Origin of the sequence: Arcobacter sp. s6 (genome assembly GCF_040884245.1) — a bacterium.
Classification (GTDB): Bacteria; Campylobacterota; Campylobacteria; order Campylobacterales; family Arcobacteraceae; genus Aliarcobacter.
Window position 1 is genome coordinate 49,391 of record NZ_JBEVTN010000007.1, and the last position, 18,246, is coordinate 67,636.

Sequence of the window (18,246 nt, forward strand, 5' to 3'; positions counted from 1 at the left end):
TCTTTGAGGGCTAAGGTTAAAATTTTATGAAATTTTAACCCTATCCTTTATGGATGCTTTTGTGCTTTATAGAAATATAAAAAGCAAAACTTAACCAAATTTTATAACAAGGCCGACAATGTTAAACTCTTTAAAATCTGGTAATAGACTTAGAGTTGATTTTGCAAAAAATCCACAACAAATTGAAATTCCAAACTTATTACAACTACAACAAACTTCATATGACACATTTTTAATGATTGGTCAAGATGACAGAACTACTGCTGGAATTGAAAAAGTATTTAAATCTATTTTCCCTATACATGACGTTCAAAACAGAATTACACTTGACTACCTAGGTTCAGACGTAGGAAAACCTAAATATGATGTACGAGAATCAATGGTTAGAGGATTAACATATTCTATTCCTCTTAAAATTAACATAAGACTTACATTATGGGATCTTGACGAAAAAACTGGTGAAAAAATCGGTGTAAAAGATATGAAGGAACAAGCTTTATTTATTAGAGAAATTCCTTTAATGACTGATAGAACTTCTTTTATAGTAAATGGTGTTGAGAGAGTTGTTGTTAATCAACTTCACAGATCACCAGGTGTTATTTTCAAAGAAGAAGAATCAAATACAGCTGATAATAAACTAATCTATACTGGGCAAATTATTCCAGATAGAGGTTCTTGGTTATATTTTGAATATGATGCAAAAGATGTATTATATGTAAGAATTAACAAAAGAAGAAAAGTTCCTGTTACTATTTTATTTAGAGCATTAGGTTATTCTAAAGAAGATATTATCAAATTATTCTATCCAATAGTTAATATTAAAATTAAAAACAATAAGTTCTTAACAGAATTTAATCCTGATGATTTCATGGGAAGAATTGAATTTGATGTTAAAGATGACAAAGGTAACTTAGTTATTGGAGCTGGAAAAAGATTAACTGCAAGAAAAGCAAAAGCTTTAGTTGATGGTGGTCTTAAATTAATTGAATACCCATTAGAACAATTAATGGATAGATCAACAGCTAATACTATTTATGATCCAGAATCAGGAGAAGTGTTATTTGATTCTTTAACTAACCTTGATGAATTAAAATTAAAAAAACTTTTAGATTTAGGTTTTGAATCATTTGATATTGCAAATGACTTAGCAACTGGTATTGATAATTCTATTATTAATGCATTTAAAGCTGATGCTGAATCTTTAAAACTTTTAAAACAAACTGAGCAAATTGATGATGAAAACGATTTATCTGCAATCAGAATTTATAAAGTTATGAGACCAGGTGAGCCTGTTACTAAAGAAGCTGCAAAAGAATTCGTTAAAAAATTATTCTTTGATCCAGAAAGATATGATTTAACAAAAGTGGGAAGAATGAAAATGAACCACAAATTAGGTGTTAATGTACCTGAATATGTAACAACTTTAACATATGAAGATGTTATTAAAACAGTACAATACCTAGTAAAAGTTAAATCAGGTCATGGTCATATCGATGATAGAGATCACTTAGGAAACAGAAGAATTAGAGCAATTGGTGAATTATTAGCAAATGAATTACATGCTGGTTTAATCAAAATGCAAAAAGCAATTAGAGATAAAATGACTACATTATCTGGTACATTAGAAGATATTATGCCACATGATTTAGTAAACTCTAAAATGATTACATCAACAATTACTGAATTCTTCACTTCAGGTCAATTATCTCAATTTATGGATCAAACAAATCCATTATCAGAAGTTACTCATAAAAGAAGACTTTCTGCACTAGGTGAGGGTGGACTTGTAAAAGAGAGAGCTGGATTTGAAGTAAGGGACGTTCACGCAACTCACTATGGAAGAATTTGTCCAGTTGAAACTCCAGAGGGTCAAAATATTGGTCTTATTAATACATTATCAACTTTCTCAAAAGTTAATGAATTAGGATTTATTGAAGCTCCATATAAAACTGTTGTTGATGGTGTTGTTACAGATGAAATTAAGTATTACACAGCAACTCAAGAAGAGGGATTAGTTATTGCACCTGGTTCTACAAAACTTGATGAACACGGTAAAATTTTAGAAGCTTTAACTGAGGCTAGATTAGATGGGGAAATTTTATTAGTTGAAAAAAATAAAATTGATTTAATTGATATTTCTTCTCAAATGGTTATGGGTGTTGCTGCATCTTTAATTCCATTCTTAGAGCATGATGATGCCAACAGAGCCTTAATGGGATCAAATATGATGAGACAAGCTGTTCCATTATTAAGACCAAATGCTCCTGTTGTTGGAACTGGTTTAGAAAAAACAGTAGCACGTGATGCATGGGAAGCTATTAAAGCAAACAGAGCAGGACTTGTAGAAAAAGCTGATGCAAAAAATATTTATGTAAGAGGTGAAGATGAAAACGGTGCTTTCATTGATCATTATTCTGTAAATAAAAATGTAAGAACAAATAATAATACATCTTTTGGACAAAGAATTGCTGTTCAAGAGGGTGATTTTGTTGAAAAAGGACAAGTAATTGCTGATGGTCCTTCAATGGATAGAGGTGAATTAGCAGTTGGTGTTAATGCTATGGTTGCCTTCATGCCTTGGAATGGATATAACTATGAGGATGCTATCGTTCTTTCTGAGAGATTAATAGAAGAAGACGCATTTACATCTATTCATATTTATGAAAAAGAAGTAGAGTGTAGAGAGCTTAAGCATGGTAATGAAGAAATAACAAGAGATCTACCAGGTGTTAAAGAAGAATCTATTACACATTTAGATAATTCAGGTATTGTTAAAATCGGTACTTATGTAAAATCAGGAATGATTTTAGTTGGAAAAGTTACACCAAAAGGTGAAATCAAACCGACTCCAGAAGAAAGACTATTAAGAGCAATCTTTGGTGAAAAAGCTGGACATGTTATCAATAAATCTTTAGTATGTCCTACATCAATGGAAGGTACTGTTGTTGATGTTAAAGTATTTACTAAAAAAGGTTATGAAAAAGACGAAAGAGCAATAGCTGAAATAGAGTCTGAAAAAGCTGAATTAGATTTAAAACATCATGATAAATTATTGATGTTAGACAGAGAAGAAATTTTAAAAATTAATGATTTATTATTAAAATCAGTATTAAGCAAAGATGTTGAACTTGATGATGTTACATATAAAAAAGGTGAAACTATTCCTGTTGATGTATTATCAAATGTAAATAGATTTGCTATGAAAAAAGTAGTTTCTTCTTATTCAAAAGAGATTGAAAAATCATACAATGATATTAAAGAACACTTTATTAAACAAAAATCTCATTTAAGAGATGAACATGAAGAAAAACTTCAAGTTTTAGAGCACGATGATATTTTATCTTCAGGTGTAATAAAACAAGTAAAAGTTTATATCGCAACTAAGAGAAAAATCAAAGTTGGGGATAAAATGGCAGGAAGACATGGAAACAAAGGTATCGTTTCTAATATAGTTCCTAAAGTTGATATGCCTTACTTGGAAGATGGTTCAACAGTTGACGTTATTCTTAATCCACTTGGGGTTCCATCAAGGATGAATATTGGACAAATTCTTGAAGTTCACTTAGGATTAGTTGGTAAAAGATTAGGAGCTCAAATTCAAGATATATTTGAAGCTAAAAAAGCTGATTTTATTTCTGAATTAAGAGCTAAAATGACTGAAATTGCATCTGTTGCTAAGCTTATGAATGGTAAAGCATTTATGGATAAATTAACTGATGAAGAATTAATCAAATACGGTCAAGACTGGTCAAAAGGTGTTAGATTTGCAACACAAATTTTTGATGGTGTAAAAGAAGAAGAATTTATTAAATTATTTGAATTAGCTAAAATTGATTCAGATGGTAAATGTGTTCTTTATGATGGTAAAACTGGTAACAAAATGATGGAAAGAGTAAATGTAGGTTACATGTATATGCTTAAACTACATCACTTAGTTGATGAAAAAGTTCACGCAAGATCTACTGGACCTTACTCATTAGTTACTCAACAACCAGTTGGAGGAAAAGCTCTATTTGGTGGACAAAGATTTGGAGAGATGGAGGTTTGGGCTCTTGAAGCTTATGGTGCAACTAATGTACTTAAAGAGATGCTTACAACGAAATCAGATGATGTTGAAGGAAGAACAAGAGCTTATAGAGCTATTGCAAATGGTGAAAATGTTCCAAATTCAGGTGTACCTGAAACATTCTTCGTATTAACAAAAGAGTTAAAAGCTCTAGCTTTAGATGTAGAGATTTTTGGAGAGGTAGAAAACAATGAGTAATAACGAAAAAATATTATCACCAATTGAAATTAAAGAGTTAGAAAGACCGCAAGATTTTGCGGCTTTCCAATTAAGATTAGCAAGTCCTGAAAAAATATTAGCATGGTCTTGTGGTGAAGTTAAAAAACCTGAAACTATTAACTATAGAACATTAAAACCTGAAAGAGATGGTTTATTTTGTGCGAAAATTTTTGGACCTGTAAAAGATTACGAATGTCTTTGCGGTAAATACAAAAAAATGAGATACAAAGGTGTTGTATGTGAAAAATGTGGGGTTGAAGTTACTTCTTCAAAAGTAAGAAGACACAGAATGGGACATATTGATTTAGTATCTCCTGTTGCTCATATTTGGATGGTGTCATCTTTACCTACAAGAATCGGTACATTATTAGGTGTTAAACTTAAAGATCTTGAGAGAGTATTATATTATGAAGCATATATCGTAAGTGAAGCAGGTGACGCTTTTTATGATAATGAAAAAACTAAAAAAGTTGAAAAATATGATATCTTAAATGAAGAACAATATAGAACTATCTCTGATTTATTTGAACACACAGGTTTTGATGCAAACATGGGTGGACAAGTTGTTAGAGACTTATTAGAAACTATTGATTTATTTGAATTATTAACAGTTTTAAAAGAAGAAATGGGTTCTACAAAATCTGAAGCTAAAAGAAAAACTATAATTAAAAGATTGAAAGTTGTTGAAAACTTCTTAAATTCAGGTAATAAACCAGAATGGATGATGTTAACTCAATTACCAGTTTTACCACCTGATTTAAGACCACTTGTTTCACTTGATGGTGGAAAATTTGCAGTATCAGATGTTAATGACTTATATAGAAGAGTTATCAACAGAAATAACAGATTAAAAAGATTAACAGAACTTGATGCTCCTGAAATCATTATTAGAAATGAAAAAAGAATGCTTCAAGAAGCAGTTGATGCTTTATTTGATAATGGTAAAACTGCAAATGCAGTTAAAGGTGCAAATAAAAGACCTTTAAAATCTTTATCTGAAATTATTAAAGGTAAACAAGGACGATTTAGACAAAATTTACTTGGTAAAAGGGTTGACTTCTCAGGAAGATCTGTTATCGTTGTTGGACCTACATTAAATATGGACCAATGTGGTATTCCTAAAAAAATGGCTCTTGAGTTATTTAAACCGCATTTAATGGCTAAATTAGAAGAAAAAGGTTATGCAACTACTTTAAAAGCTGCAAAAAGATTAATTGAATCTGAAGCAAATGAAGTATGGGAATGTCTAAACGAAATCGTTGATGAATACCCAATTATGTTAAATAGAGCTCCAACTCTACATAAACTTTCTATTCAAGCTTTCCACCCTGTATTAATTGATGGAAAAGCTATTAGATTACATCCTTTAGTTTGTGCTGCCTTCAATGCCGACTTCGATGGGGATCAAATGGCCGTTCACGTGCCTTTATCACAAGAAGCAGTTGCAGAAGCAAAAATTCTAATGATGTCTTCTATGAATATTCTTTTACCAGCATCAGGTAGAGCAATTGCTGTACCTTCACAAGATATGATTTTAGGTATTTATTATCTATCATTAGAAAAAGATGGTGTTAAAGGAGAGCATAAATTATTTACAGATGTAAATGAAGTAAAAATTGCTTTAGATATGGGGCAAGTAGATTTACATGCTAAAATCAGAACTAAGTTGGATGATAAAGTTATTCATACAACTGTTGGAAGATTAATTATTCATGAAATCTTACCAAATTTTGTACCTAATAATTTATGGAATAAAATTTTAAAGAAAAAAGATATTGGTACATTAGTTGATTATATTTATAAACATGGTGGTTATGAAGTAACACCAAGATTCCTAGATAACTTAAAAAATCTAGGATTTAGATATGCAACTGTTGCAGGTATTTCTATTTCTATTGATGATATTAGAGTTCCAGAATCAAAAGTTGGACATATTACTAAATCTAAAAAAGAAGTTATTGAAGTTCAAAAACAATTTTCACAAGGTTTATTAACTGAGCAAGAAAGATATAATAAAATTATTGATATCTGGACAGAAGTTAACAATAAACTTGGTTCTGAAATGATGGATTTAGTTAAAACTGATAAAAATGGATTCAACTCTATTTATATGATGGCCGATTCAGGAGCTAGGGGTTCTGCTGCACAGATCAGACAGTTATCGGGTATGAGGGGACTTATGGCTAAGCCAGATGGTTCTATTATTGAAACACCAATTATTTCAAACTTTAGAGAAGGTCTAAACGTACTTGAGTACTTTATTTCAACTCACGGAGCTAGAAAAGGTCTTGCGGATACAGCACTTAAAACAGCAAATGCTGGTTACTTAACTAGAAAGTTAATTGATGTATCTCAAAATGTAAGAATTACAATTGAAGATTGTGGAACTCACGAAGGTATCGAAATTACAGATATTACTTCAGGTAATGAATTAATTGAAAGCTTAGAAGAGAGAATCACAGGTAGAGTTATTGCTGAAGATATTATTGATCCTATTTCAAATGAAATCTTATTTGCAGAGGGTACATTAATAACTGAAGAAGATGCAAAAGTTGTTGCTGATGCTGAAGTAAAAGCAGTAACAATTAGAACTCCATTAACTTGTAAAGTTGAAAATGGATTATGTTCAAAATGTTATGGTCTAAATCTTGGTGAGCAAAGAAAAGCAAAACCAGGTGAAGCTGTTGGAGTTGTTGCTGCTCAATCAATTGGAGAGCCAGGAACTCAGCTGACACTTAGAACTTTCCACGTTGGGGGAACAGCATCTGCTACTCAAACTGAAAGAGAATTAAAAGCTGATAAAGAAGGTTTCATTAGATACTATAACATCAAAAAATATGTTAAAGCAGATGGAAAAATCATTGTTGCAAATAGAAGAAATGCTGGTGTTTTACTTGTTGAGCCAAAAATAAATGCACCATTTAAAGGTAAAGTTAATGTTGAAACAATTCACGAAGAGACTATTTTAACTATTACAAATGGAAAAGATACTAAAAAATATTATTTAAGAAAAAATGATGTTGCAAAAGCTAATGAGTTAGCTGGTATTTCTGGAAAAATTGAAGGGAAATTATATTTACCTTATTCAAATAATTTTGAAGTAGAACAAAATGAATCAATCGTAGAGATGATTAAAGATGGATGGAATATTCCAAATAGAATTCCATTTGCTTCAGAATTAAAAGTTGAAGATGGAGCACCAATTACTTCTGTTATAACTTCAGGGGCAAAGGGAAATGTTAAATATTATAAATTAACAGGTGATTATTTAGAAAGAAGAGAAGATATAAAAGCAGGTGATACTGTAACAGACAAAGGTGTATTTGCTGTTATCGTAGATGGTGAAGATAGAGAAGCATTAAGACATTATATAGCACGTGGTTCATTAATTGAATTAAATGATAATACAGAAGTTGAAAAAGATTCTATAATTGCTGTACCTAAAACGGCTGAGCAAGTTGTAATTGCAGAATGGGATCCATATGCAAATCCTACAATTGCTGAAAAAGCTGGAACAATATCATTTGAAGATATTATCCCTGGGGTTACTGTTTCTGAACAATTTGATGAATTAACAGGTACTTCTAAATTAGTTGTTAATGAGTATATTCCAAGTGGATATAAACCAACAATTATTTTAGCGACAGATGATAAAGAGATTATTAGATATTCACTTGATCCTAAAACTTCGTTAAACGTTGCTGAAGGTAAAAGAGTTGAAGTAGCTGATATTATTGGTAAAACACCAAAAGCAACTCAAAAATCAAAAGATATTACTGGGGGTCTTCCAAGGGTATCAGAATTATTTGAAGCTAGACGACCAAAAAATATTGCTGTATTAGCATCATTTGATGGAGTTGTAACATTTGGTAAACCATTAAGAAATAAACAAAGAATTATTATTTCTGATAATACAGGTAATAATACTGAGTATTTAGTAGAGAAATCTAAACAAATTTTAGTGCACGAAGGTGAGTTTGTTCATGCTGGTGAAGCATTAACAGATGGACAAGTTTCTCCTCATGATGTATTAAGAATTCTTGGAGAAAAAGCTTTACATTACTTTATTGTTTCTGAAGTACAACAAGTATATAGATCTCAAGGGGTTAATATTGCTGATAAACATATTGAGGTAATTACATCTCAAATGTTAAGACAAGTTGCTATTTTAGATGGAGGAGATACTAAGTTTATCGTTGGAGATATGATTTCTAAAAAGAAATTTAAAATTGAAAATGAAAAAATTATAAAATTAGGTGGTGAACCTGCTATTGCTGAACCTTTATTACTAGGTATTACAAGAGCTGCTGTTACATCTGATTCTATTATCTCAGCTGCATCATTCCAAGAAACAACAAAAGTTTTAACAGAAGCTGCTATATCTGCTAAAATGGATATGTTAGAAGACTTAAAAGAAAACGTTGTTATTGGTAGAACAATTCCTGTTGGAACTGGTCTATACAAAAATCAAAAAATTAAATTTTCTGAACATTAATCTTAAACAATAGAGCTTTTGCTCTATTGTTTAAATACTTTAAAATATAAAATGTCATTCTTATCTCTATTTTTAATCTTTATCGCATTAGAATTTTTTGAATCTACATGGCAAAAATCTGATACCTTATATGGTTTAATATATAATAATTTCTCAATTTTTAATAAAAATATCATTTTATATTTTTTACTACATACAACATTTTTTTATACAATATTTTTATCTTTTTATCTTAATAATTTTAGTTTTTGGATGAGTTCTATTTTAGTAATAAAATTTTTAGACATTAGTTTTAAATTGACAATAATGCAAAAACTTTTAAATGGAAAAGATATTAATCAAATTATTCCAATGAATATTAATATGAATCTAGTTTTTAGATATATGAATGTATTTATTTACCCCTTAACATTTCTTTTTGCAGCTGGATTATAATAAATCTCATTTTGTCACTTTATTTTTATTCTAATATGCTAAGATTCTGATATAAAAATAAAAAGGAATATATAAATGCAATATTTAGTTATCGCTTATGACAATGAAAATGCTCTAGAAAGAAGACTAGAGTCAAGAGAAGCACATATTGAAGGTGCCAGAAAACTTATGGCTGAAGGTAAAATTATTAATGCAGGTGCTTTAATAGAAGACGATGTAATGGTAGGATCAACTTTATTTATTGACTTTGAAACAGATGAAGAATTAGATGAATGGTTAGAAAATGAGCCATATGTAAAAAATAATGTATGGAATATGGATGAATTCCAGATCGTGCCTATGAAGTTACTTCCTAAACAATAGCAATTAATCTCAAATCAACTCATAAATATCGACAAATTGGGCTTCTATAAGTTTCAATTTGTCTCAACTAAAATCAATAAATTTACTCAAAGCTCAGTTTTAAAACAGTACAATTGACAGTACAAAAAATATTTAAAATGGTGTACTGTCATTATGAAAAGAACAAGTAAAAAACTTACAGAATTAGAATTAAAAAAAGCACAAATAAGAGAAAAAGATTATAATCTAAGCGATGGTGATGGACTTTATTTTATCGTACGTAAAAATGGTTCTAAATTTTTTAGATTAGATTTTAGATATGGTGGAAAGCGATTATCTATGAGTTTGGGTGTTTATCCTCAAACTTCTTTAAAAGAAGCAAGGGATAAAACAGCTGATGCAAAAAAGCTACTAGAAAATAATATAAATCCTATTTCTGAGAAAAAACTTAATAAAATTACTGAAGAAATTACGCTTAATTTTGTTATAGATAAATGGCTTGAAATTAGAAAATTAAATTCTAGTGAAGCAACTTGGAAAACAAATCAAAGAATATTAAAAAATGTAACGGATAAGATTGGTAATATTGCAATAAAAGATATTGAAAGAAAAGATTATATTGAAATTATTTTGAATGTGCAAAAAAAAGGTAGAATTGAAACAGGATTAAGGATTTTATCTCTTGTATTTAAAGTATATCAATTTGCAGTTACTAATGGGTATGTTGAACATAATATAATAGTTGATATTGATAAAAAAGCTACACTTTTGAAAAACAAAGAAAAACATCTTCCTGCGCTTACAGAAAAAGAAGATATTAAACAGCTCTTAAAAGATATAAATAGTATTGAAGATAGGTTTAGAAGTGATATAAGTACAATATTTATATTCAAACTTATTCCTTATGTTTTTGTAAGAAGTGAAAATATTAGACTCATGTGTTGGGATGATTTAGATTTAGAAAAAGGTCTATGGGCAATTCCAAAAGAAAAAATGAAAATGAATGTGGATTTTGTTTGTCCTTTACCAAAACAAGCTATAAAATTAATTAAAGAAATAGAACCTTACACAAGACATAGAAGTAAATTTGTATTTCCTTCACCTCAAAAAAGTGATAGAGGTGTTACGGGTTCGACTTTAGCTGATACTTTAAATAGATTAGGTTATCAAAATAGACACTGTTTTCATGGCTTTAGAAGTATGTTTTCAACAATAGCACATGAATTGTATAAAGAACATGGATTTCATTCTGATATTATTGAAGCTTGTTTGGCTCATAAAGAGAAGAATAGAGTAAAAGCATCTTATAATAGAGAATCAAAGTTTAAATATTTTGATGAAAAAAAAGAGTTGATACAATGGTGGGCTGATTGGTTGGATAATTTTATTTAATAAGGATGAGTAAAGAGACAAAATTTCTTTACTTTTATTATGATTTACCTTCTTAATTTTCTTTTTCTTTTTTCAGTTGAAGTTGTTTCTTGTTCAAATTTTTTAACAAAAAAATTTAATGAACTTTCCTCTTCTTTTTTTGTAATTGATGAAGTGACTGCAATAAGCTTATCCCAATTATTATCAATTAAAATTTTTAAAGAAACAACACCTTTTTTATACTTTTCAAAAGGGATTTTATTGCTTCGTTCAAGATGAAAATTGTATAGTCTTAATGTTTCCAATTTTCTATTTTTTTTAAAAACTTTGTGATTATGTATCAAATCATTATTTGATAAAGTTCCAATATCTATTGTTGTCATAATTTTTCCCTTATGTGTATTTTTTTTTATTTGTTTTAATATCTTTATTCACAATTTTTATGGATATTTTTAGTGGATGTGATTTTTTAGTTAAATCTAAGTGAGAAAATAATGGTTATTGTTGAGAATATATAAAGAAAAGGATACTTTTGTTGTTCAATAGTTAATTTTTATTTAGATTTAACAAAAAAGAGTCATTTGAGAGTCATTTTCAAAGTATAATAAATTTGTTTAATTACACAATAAGGATTATAAATGTCAAATATAAAATTAATTTCTACTACTTCATTGGCTAAAAATTCTTCATTATCACCAAAAGATTTATTCGCAAAATTTAATAGTTTAGGATTTATTGAAAAAAATGAAGAAGATTCTTGGACTTTAACAGAAAAAGGAATTTCTCTTGGAGGAGAATATATTGAGAATAAACAGTATGGTAGATATATCGCTTGGCCTGAAAATATTGATTTAAATAATTTCAAAATTGAAATAATTACTGCAACTAAAATAGGACAACATTTTGATTTATCAGCAAGAAAGATGAATGTAATATTATCTGAAATAGGTTGGACAAAAAAAGGTTTAAAAGGTTGGAATTTAACAGAACAAGGTAAAAAAGCTGGTGGAATTCAATCAGAAGATTTTAAGTCAGGAATTCCATATGTACAATGGCCTATTGAAATATTAAATAATAAAACTTTAATATCAACTATTGCAGATTTAAGTGGAAATAGTCAACATGAAGAACCAAATAAAACTAAAGATGAACAAGTTGATTTTAGAGAAAAATTTGAAGCTAAACATAGAGCAACTGATGGTCATTATACTAGGTCAAAAGCAGAAATGTTAATTGATAACTGGTTATATATGTTTGAAATAGTTCATGCGTATGAAAGAAAATTACCTATAGAAGAAAATGTATATTCTGATTTTTATATTCCTGCGGGAAAAGTTTATATCGAGTATTGGGGATATGAAAATGATGAAAAATATTTAAATCGAAAAAAACAAAAACAAGATATATATAAAAAGTATAACTTGAATTTGATAGAGTTAGAGGATAAAGATATTCAGAATTTAGATGATGTATTACCAAAATATTTACTTAAATTTGGTATTCAGACTTTCTAAAGCCTGAAATTATTTAGTAAAAAACCAGCTTTTTTACAGTCATGATAATATTTGGTTTAAATATATTGTAAATTCATCTAATAAACTATAAATTAAGTTCCCTATAAAGGAACAAGAGGTACAATACTAAATGAATGTAATAAGCAAAAGAACATTAATAGAATTTTACGAAAAACATCCACAAGCTAAAACTCCGTTAGAAGTTTGGCATCTTGATACAAGAAAAGCTGAGTGGAAAACACCTGATGATATTAAAAAAATGTATTCAAATGCATCTTTTTTAGAAGATAATAGAGTTGTTTTTAATATTAAAGGTAATGACTATAGATTAATTGTTCATATTGATTATTTAAGAAAAATTGTTAGAGTAAAATTTATTGGTACTCATGCCCAATATGACAAAATAAATGCAAAGGAAATATAACCATGCAATTAAAAATTATAAGAAATGAAAAAGAGTATGATGACGCTCTAAATAGAATTGATGAATTAATGGAGCTAAATCCAGAACTAGGAACAGCCCAAAGTGATGAACTTGAAATTTTAGTTTTATTAGTAGAAAAATATGAAGAAATAAATTGGAATATATCAACACCAGACCCAATAGAAGCCATAAAATATAGAATGGAAGAGATGAATCTAAAACAGAAGGATTTAGTAGTTTATATTGGGAATAAAAGTAAAGTATCAGAACTTTTAAATAGAAAAATATCTTTATCTCTTTCTATGGTTAAAAATCTATCTGAGGGTTTACATATTCCCTTGGAAATATTAGTAAAACCAATTTGAAATTACTATTAAAAGAGACAAGAAGTCTCTTTTAGGCTGATAGATGATTTTTTTGTTTTAAATCAAAAGTAGTAGTTTATATTATTTGTTCATATCTTTTAACAATGTCATTCTCATCCAAGCAGATGTAGTGATTTTTGTTCCAATTTCTTGTGACATTTTTAAGGCTTGTTCTTCAATCCATTCTTTCTCAAGTTGATTTAACGCTACAGGAATTGCTGTATTTCTTACTTGATTTTGTTCTTTTTTTGGTCGTCCTAATTGCTTTTTTTTTGTATTTTCTTCTAGTACCTTTTCACTAGTTTGTATTTTGGAACTATTTTTTTTTAATTTATCAGCATATCCCATTTTATTTTTCCAAATCTTTTTTTAATATAATCATATCTTCTATGGCATTTCTATAAATATGTCTTTTAAATCTATTAGTTCCAGCTTTAGTTTCAACATATTCACAATCGAATAAACTATCTTCTAGAACAGAAGATTCTCTAACAAAAACTATTGAAATATCCAAATCTTGAAATGATTTCTTTATTTCATCCGATAGGTATTCTTTTAGCTCAATTGCTTTATTATTATTTTTTGTTCTATTTATAGCAATTATGATATTTTTATTTATCTGTGCTACATCTTTTAATGTTGCCATTGTAGCTTGAACATCAACAATTGAAGTTAATGTTGGTATGATAATTTTATTTGCTTGCTTGATAATATTGTTAATTCTAGTGTCTTTAAATCCACCAAAATCATATACAATATTTTCATCAAATGGAATTTCATCATATTCTTCACTTGAAACCAAAAAACCTTTTTCTTCTGGCATTAAATTATGAGCTGATGAGTGAGAATCGTTTGTTACATATGTATAATCAAACATTTGAGAAATCTGTACAGATAGAGTTGTCTTTCCAACACCACCTTTAATACTGTATACTACAAATGACAAATAGGGCTCCTTGAAATTATTTCTATATATATTTATATATTATATTGTTTTATATAAATAAATTATATCAAAAGATTTATAAATATATAATATTATAATTTAATATATAATTCTATATATTTATATATAAAATATATAATTAATTGTAATTTCAATTTTCTTAATTTATAGTATAATATTTTTATCAGGAGCTTTTATGGGAAAAATTATATATCACTATTGTAACGTAGATTCATTCAAGGCTATAATTCAAAATAAAACTATATGGCTTAGTTCAGTTTATAATCTAAATGACTATAAAGAAATACACTGGATAAAAGATAAAGTTTTAAAAAAAATAAAAGAGTATACAAATAAAAATTCTTACGAAAAATTTAATAGTTTCATTAAATTGTTTGAAAATCAACAACCAACTGTCTATATTGCCTCATTTTCTCAAGGAGATGATTTACTTAGCCAATGGAGAGCTTATGCTAATGATGGTTTTGGAGTAGCTATTGGTTTTAATACAGATTATTTTGAACAAAATGATTTAATTAAAACTTCAGAGGTTTTATATGATGAAAAGCAACAAGAAGTAGAAATAGAAAAAATTTTGAAGCCATTATTAAAATTGGATGATAAAATAAATTTTGAATCAAAAGAGTTTAAAGAATATTGTGAAAATATTATAAATGAAATAAATAATTTATCAGCTAAATCAAAAAATGAACTTTTTATGGAAGAGCAAGAAGTTAGATTAATTCATAATCCAATAATAATAGAAGATGAAAAAACCAAACAATTTATATTTAAAAACAATTTATCACAAATGATGTTTAGAGCTGTTTGTGGAAATTTAATACCTTATTTTGAACTAAAATTTGATTATTTTTGCGAAAGTAAACCACCAATTTTAGAGATAATAAAAGGACCTAAAAATAAGTTTATTAATCAAGAGATAAAAATATTTTTAGCAAATAATGGATTCTATAATGTGGATATTAAAAATTCAAAATCATCATATAGATGATATTTTAGCTATACTATTAAAATAAAAAGTAAAACAAGAGGAATAATATGAATTTTAATGAATTAACATTAGAAAGAAAAAATCAATTACATGATGAAGTAAAACAATTTGCAATGAGTATTGGAGGAACTAATGTCTTCCTTCAAATGATTGAAGATATAAAAAAAGAAAAACCACATGCTTTATTGAATAAAAGCTGTGTATTTCACTTTGCAAAAGCAAAATTAAATTGGAATAAACAAATATTTAAAGATAGTTTAGATCAACTATTCTCTGCCATGAGAAAAGAAGAAAGAGATGGAGATATGTTAAATGGCTTAAATCCCAAAGATTACAAAGAAACTATGAATATGATGAGAACATTAAAGCCTGTTTCTATAAAAGTAACTCCAAAAAAAGAAGAAGATTTATTCGGTTTTACATTTTCTATTTTAGATACATCTGTTGAGAAAAAAACAAAAGTTTCAATGATTTATAAAATAATATTCTTTTATCATATAGATTTTGCAAAAGATATTTTAACTTACAAAAGAGAAGAAGAAATCTAATGGATCCAAAAAAAAGATTTAATATAAAACAAGGATTAAAAGTAAATATTGTTTTAAAACAAGATCAAAGAAGTGGAAAATTAACTCAAGGTATTGTTAAAGATATTCTTACAAATTCACCAACTCATCCCCATGGTATTAAAGTTAAACTACAAGATGGACAAGTTGGTCGTGTTCAAGAAATTTTATAAAATAGATTCATATATGAAAGAGTTTATCTTTCATATTTTCTATAAAATAACAAACATAAAATAGCACCAAAAAGAGCCATTCCTGCTCCCACTAATGCTGGATAATTAAAAGATAAACCATATAGTAGTGGAATTCCTCCCAATAATGCTCCTAATGAATTTGCTACGTTAAAACCAGCTTGAATAAATGCTGCTGCTAACATTTCAGAATGTTTAGCACTTTTTAACATTATCATATTTATTGGACTTCCAAAAGATAAAGCTAATGCACTACAAACAAAAGTAAGTATAATGGAAACAATTTTACTTTCAGAAAAGAAAAATACTAAAAGTAATGATATAACCATTAGAAAAAGTAAAAAAATAGCAACAATTACTGGATCTCTTTTATCAGCTAAATATCCTCCTGCAATATTTCCTACAACCATACCAGCACCCGCAACTATCATTAAATAAGATACAACTTCAATATTAAAGCCTGCAATATGAATTAAAAGAGGTGCAATATAACTAAACCATGCAAATAAACCAGCAAAACCAATAGCAACAATTGTTAATATATGCCAAGCTTTTATTGTTTTGAAAAATTCTAATTCTTCTTTAAAACTAACGCTTCGTAGAGGTTTCATAGAAGGTAACCAAATATATAAAAATAAAATAGTAAATAAACCCAAAAGAGAAACAACACCAAATGAATATCTCCAATTAAGATGATGCCCTATAAAAGTAACTAAAGGAACCATAAGTAAAATTGCTAGAGTAAGACCTGTAAAAATTGAGGCAATGGCTTGTGCTTCTTTGCCTTTTTTTGCTAAACGTGAAGCTACGATTGTAGCAACTCCAAAAAATGCTCCATGAGGAAGCCCTGATAAAAATCTTGATATTAACAAAGTACTATAATCAGGTGACACAATAGATAATGCATTGAATATAGTAAATAAAAACATAAAAATGATTAAAATATTTTTAGGAGGAAATTTTGCACTTAGAGCAACTAAAATTGGTGCTCCAACTACTACACCAAAGGCATAGGCAGAAATTAAGTGGCCTGCTATAGGAATAGAAACATTAAGTGAGCTTGAAATATCAGGAAGTAATCCCATTATTGCAAATTCAGTAGTTCCAATTCCTAAACCACCTAAGGCTAAAGGGAATAATTGTTTTGTCATAATAATATCTTTTCTTGAAATTTGAATAAATTTTTTTGAATTTTAGTAGGAATAATTTATTTTATACTTAAATAGATGAAGTTTAAAAGTTAAAATAGATTATGTGAATTCAAATAAAGAATAATTAAGTATAGTTTTAGTATAATCCCGTACTTTTTTAGAAAACTAAAACAATTTATGTTTCCTAGAATGGGAGTATCGTTTCAACTAAAATGTTGAATTTGCACGAGAAGCATGGGTAAGGCTATAATTACTCAAACCAATTTATATAAAGGAAAGAAATGCCTACAATCAATCAGCTTGTAAGAAATGAGCGAAAAAAGGTTATAAAAAAATCTAAATCGCCAGCGTTAGAAAGTTGTCCACAAAGAAGAGGAGTATGTACAAGAGTATATACTACAACTCCAAAAAAACCTAACTCGGCTTTAAGAAAAGTTGCAAAAGTTAGATTAACATCTGGATATGAAGTAATTTCATATATCGGTGGTGAAGGTCACAACTTACAAGAGCACTCAATTGTTCTAGTAAGAGGGGGAAGAGTTAAGGATTTACCTGGGGTTAAATACCACATCGTAAGAGGTGCTTTAGATACTGCTGGTGTTGCAAACAGAACTGTTGCAAGATCTAAATATGGTACTAAAAAAGCAAAAGCTAAGAAAAAGTAGAAGGATAGAAAATGAGAAGAAGAAAAGCTCCAGTTAGAGAAATAATGGCTGATCCTATCTACAATAGTAAAGTGATCACAAAATTTGTTAATACAGTAATGCAAGATGGTAAAAAATCTACTGCTGAAAAAATCATGTATGGTGCAATTGCTAACCTTGATGCAAGAGGTGAAGAAAAAGGTATTGACTTATTCGAAAAAGCAGTTGAAAATGTTAAACCACTTTTAGAAGTAAGATCTAGAAGAGTTGGTGGAGCTACATACCAAGTTCCTGTTGAAGTAAGAGCTGTAAGAAGACAAACTTTAGCATTAAGATGGTTAGTTGAATATGCTAGAAAAAGAAATGAAAGAACTATGGTAGAAAGATTAGCTAACGAATTATTCGAAGCTGCTAACGAAAGAGGTTCATCTTTCAAGAAGAAAGAAGATATGCATAGAATGGCAGAAGCTAATAAAGCATTTGCACACTACAGATGGTAGGAATT

Annotated in this window: 17 protein-coding genes; 13 read left to right on the plus strand and 4 right to left on the minus strand. The window is 28.3% G+C overall.

From position 1 onward, the window contains the following. The first annotated feature begins 118 nt into the window (after positions 1 to 118). The 5 genes from rpoB to ABVS04_RS05470 all read left to right on the plus strand — a co-directional run bounded on the left by rpoB (position 119) and on the right by ABVS04_RS05470 (position 10,949). Positions 119 to 4,264, plus strand: coding sequence for a DNA-directed RNA polymerase subunit beta (rpoB, locus tag ABVS04_RS05450; protein ID WP_368029654.1), 4,146 nt, complete (start codon positions 119 to 121; stop codon positions 4,262 to 4,264). After that, positions 4,257 to 8,780: a DNA-directed RNA polymerase subunit beta' gene (gene rpoC, locus ABVS04_RS05455; protein ID WP_368029655.1), complete on the plus strand. Its 4,524-nt coding sequence runs from the start codon at positions 4,257 to 4,259 to the stop codon at positions 8,778 to 8,780. The genes rpoB and rpoC overlap by 8 nt, the downstream gene beginning before the upstream one ends. Before the next feature lie 306 nt (positions 8,781 to 9,086). Beyond that, on the plus strand, positions 9,087 to 9,215 hold the full coding sequence (locus tag ABVS04_RS05460; protein ID WP_368029656.1) for a hypothetical protein: 129 nt from the start codon (positions 9,087 to 9,089) through the stop codon (positions 9,213 to 9,215). Between the two features lie 75 nt (positions 9,216 to 9,290). Next, positions 9,291 to 9,578 carry a YciI family protein gene (locus tag ABVS04_RS05465; protein WP_368029657.1) on the plus strand — a complete coding sequence of 96 codons (288 nt, stop codon included), beginning with the start codon at positions 9,291 to 9,293 and terminating at the stop codon, positions 9,576 to 9,578. A 153-nt stretch (positions 9,579 to 9,731) separates the two neighbouring features. Then, on the plus strand, positions 9,732 to 10,949 hold the full coding sequence (locus ABVS04_RS05470) for a tyrosine-type recombinase/integrase (protein WP_368029658.1): 1,218 nt from the start codon (positions 9,732 to 9,734) through the stop codon (positions 10,947 to 10,949). Between the two features lie 44 nt (positions 10,950 to 10,993). On the opposite strand, the gene ABVS04_RS05475 is transcribed toward ABVS04_RS05470, so the two are convergent. Further along, positions 10,994 to 11,311, minus strand: a complete 318-nt coding sequence (locus ABVS04_RS05475; RefSeq protein WP_368029659.1) for a hypothetical protein — start codon at positions 11,309 to 11,311, stop codon at positions 10,994 to 10,996. Between the two features lie 255 nt (positions 11,312 to 11,566). Here ABVS04_RS05475 and ABVS04_RS05480 point away from each other — a divergent pair, with 255 nt between their 5' ends. The 3 genes from ABVS04_RS05480 to ABVS04_RS05490 all read left to right on the plus strand — a co-directional run bounded on the left by ABVS04_RS05480 (position 11,567) and on the right by ABVS04_RS05490 (position 13,231). Beyond that, positions 11,567 to 12,442 (plus strand): hypothetical protein, encoded by an 876-nt coding sequence (locus tag ABVS04_RS05480; RefSeq protein ID WP_368029660.1) that lies wholly within the window; start codon positions 11,567 to 11,569, stop codon positions 12,440 to 12,442. 130 nt (positions 12,443 to 12,572) lie between these two features. Then, a complete protein-coding gene (locus ABVS04_RS05485) occupies positions 12,573 to 12,866 on the plus strand; it encodes a type II toxin-antitoxin system HigB family toxin (protein ID WP_368029661.1) in 294 nt (97 codons plus the stop codon). A 2-nt stretch (positions 12,867 to 12,868) separates the two neighbouring features. Beyond that, on the plus strand, positions 12,869 to 13,231 hold the full coding sequence (locus ABVS04_RS05490; RefSeq protein ID WP_368029662.1) for a type II toxin-antitoxin system HigA family antitoxin: 363 nt from the start codon (positions 12,869 to 12,871) through the stop codon (positions 13,229 to 13,231). A gap of 81 nt (positions 13,232 to 13,312) precedes the next feature. Here ABVS04_RS05490 and ABVS04_RS05495 read toward each other — a convergent pair whose 3' ends face one another. Both ABVS04_RS05495 and ABVS04_RS05500 read right to left on the minus strand, forming a co-directional pair. Then, positions 13,313 to 13,579, minus strand: coding sequence for a hypothetical protein (locus tag ABVS04_RS05495; RefSeq protein WP_368029663.1), 267 nt, complete (start codon positions 13,577 to 13,579; stop codon positions 13,313 to 13,315). Position 13,580: 1 nt separating this feature from the next. Then, a complete protein-coding gene (locus ABVS04_RS05500) occupies positions 13,581 to 14,177 on the minus strand; it encodes a hypothetical protein (protein ID WP_368029664.1) in 597 nt (198 codons plus the stop codon). Between the two features lie 196 nt (positions 14,178 to 14,373). Here ABVS04_RS05500 and ABVS04_RS05505 point away from each other — a divergent pair, with 196 nt between their 5' ends. The 3 genes from ABVS04_RS05505 to ABVS04_RS05515 are packed head-to-tail and all read left to right on the plus strand — an operon-like array spanning position 14,374 to position 15,928. Next, complete coding sequence (locus ABVS04_RS05505; RefSeq protein ID WP_368029665.1) at positions 14,374 to 15,189, plus strand: DUF2971 domain-containing protein; 816 nt, start codon at positions 14,374 to 14,376, stop codon at positions 15,187 to 15,189. Between the two features lie 47 nt (positions 15,190 to 15,236). After that, positions 15,237 to 15,737 carry a hypothetical protein gene (locus tag ABVS04_RS05510; RefSeq protein ID WP_368029666.1) on the plus strand — a complete coding sequence of 167 codons (501 nt, stop codon included), beginning with the start codon at positions 15,237 to 15,239 and terminating at the stop codon, positions 15,735 to 15,737. Then, the gene (locus ABVS04_RS05515; RefSeq protein ID WP_368029667.1) at positions 15,737 to 15,928 is read left to right on the plus strand and encodes a YwbE family protein; all 192 of its coding nucleotides are present in this window, start codon (positions 15,737 to 15,739) and stop codon (positions 15,926 to 15,928) included. The genes ABVS04_RS05510 and ABVS04_RS05515 overlap by 1 nt, the downstream gene beginning before the upstream one ends. A gap of 23 nt (positions 15,929 to 15,951) precedes the next feature. Here ABVS04_RS05515 and ABVS04_RS05520 read toward each other — a convergent pair whose 3' ends face one another. Further along, on the minus strand, positions 15,952 to 17,097 hold the full coding sequence (locus ABVS04_RS05520; RefSeq protein WP_368029668.1) for an MFS transporter: 1,146 nt from the start codon (positions 17,095 to 17,097) through the stop codon (positions 15,952 to 15,954). A gap of 281 nt (positions 17,098 to 17,378) precedes the next feature. On the opposite strand from ABVS04_RS05520, the gene rpsL reads away from it, so the two are divergent. Both rpsL and rpsG read left to right on the plus strand, forming a co-directional pair. After that, complete coding sequence (rpsL, locus tag ABVS04_RS05525) at positions 17,379 to 17,762, plus strand: 30S ribosomal protein S12 (protein ID WP_172127419.1); 384 nt, start codon at positions 17,379 to 17,381, stop codon at positions 17,760 to 17,762. Positions 17,763 to 17,773: 11 nt separating this feature from the next. Further along, positions 17,774 to 18,241, plus strand: a complete 468-nt coding sequence (gene rpsG, locus ABVS04_RS05530; RefSeq protein ID WP_172127417.1) for a 30S ribosomal protein S7 — start codon at positions 17,774 to 17,776, stop codon at positions 18,239 to 18,241. The last annotated feature ends 5 nt before the right edge of the window (positions 18,242 to 18,246 follow it).

Excerpts from the sequence above, each read along its gene's own strand:
- ABVS04_RS05470 (WP_368029658.1), top strand. The coding sequence starts at position 9,732 with ATGAAAAGAACAAGTAAAAAACTTACAGAATTAGAATTAAAAAAAGCA.
- ABVS04_RS05475 (WP_368029659.1), bottom strand. The coding sequence starts at position 11,311 with ATGACAACAATAGATATTGGAACTTTATCAAATAATGATTTGATACAT.
- ABVS04_RS05480 (WP_368029660.1), top strand. The coding sequence starts at position 11,567 with ATGTCAAATATAAAATTAATTTCTACTACTTCATTGGCTAAAAATTCT.
- ABVS04_RS05505 (WP_368029665.1), top strand. The coding sequence starts at position 14,374 with ATGGGAAAAATTATATATCACTATTGTAACGTAGATTCATTCAAGGCT.
- ABVS04_RS05485 (WP_368029661.1), top strand. The coding sequence starts at position 12,573 with ATGAATGTAATAAGCAAAAGAACATTAATAGAATTTTACGAAAAACAT.
- ABVS04_RS05510 (WP_368029666.1), top strand. The coding sequence starts at position 15,237 with ATGAATTTTAATGAATTAACATTAGAAAGAAAAAATCAATTACATGAT.
- rpoC (WP_368029655.1), top strand. The coding sequence starts at position 4,257 with ATGAGTAATAACGAAAAAATATTATCACCAATTGAAATTAAAGAGTTA.
- ABVS04_RS05465 (WP_368029657.1), top strand. The coding sequence starts at position 9,291 with ATGCAATATTTAGTTATCGCTTATGACAATGAAAATGCTCTAGAAAGA.
- ABVS04_RS05490 (WP_368029662.1), top strand. The coding sequence starts at position 12,869 with ATGCAATTAAAAATTATAAGAAATGAAAAAGAGTATGATGACGCTCTA.
- ABVS04_RS05495 (WP_368029663.1), bottom strand. The coding sequence starts at position 13,579 with ATGGGATATGCTGATAAATTAAAAAAAAATAGTTCCAAAATACAAACT.
- ABVS04_RS05460 (WP_368029656.1), top strand. The coding sequence starts at position 9,087 with ATGCAAAAACTTTTAAATGGAAAAGATATTAATCAAATTATTCCAATG.
- ABVS04_RS05520 (WP_368029668.1), bottom strand. The coding sequence starts at position 17,097 with ATGACAAAACAATTATTCCCTTTAGCCTTAGGTGGTTTAGGAATTGGA.
- rpsG (WP_172127417.1), top strand. The coding sequence starts at position 17,774 with ATGAGAAGAAGAAAAGCTCCAGTTAGAGAAATAATGGCTGATCCTATC.
- rpoB (WP_368029654.1), top strand. The coding sequence starts at position 119 with ATGTTAAACTCTTTAAAATCTGGTAATAGACTTAGAGTTGATTTTGCA.
- ABVS04_RS05515 (WP_368029667.1), top strand. The coding sequence starts at position 15,737 with ATGGATCCAAAAAAAAGATTTAATATAAAACAAGGATTAAAAGTAAAT.
- rpsL (WP_172127419.1), top strand. The coding sequence starts at position 17,379 with ATGCCTACAATCAATCAGCTTGTAAGAAATGAGCGAAAAAAGGTTATA.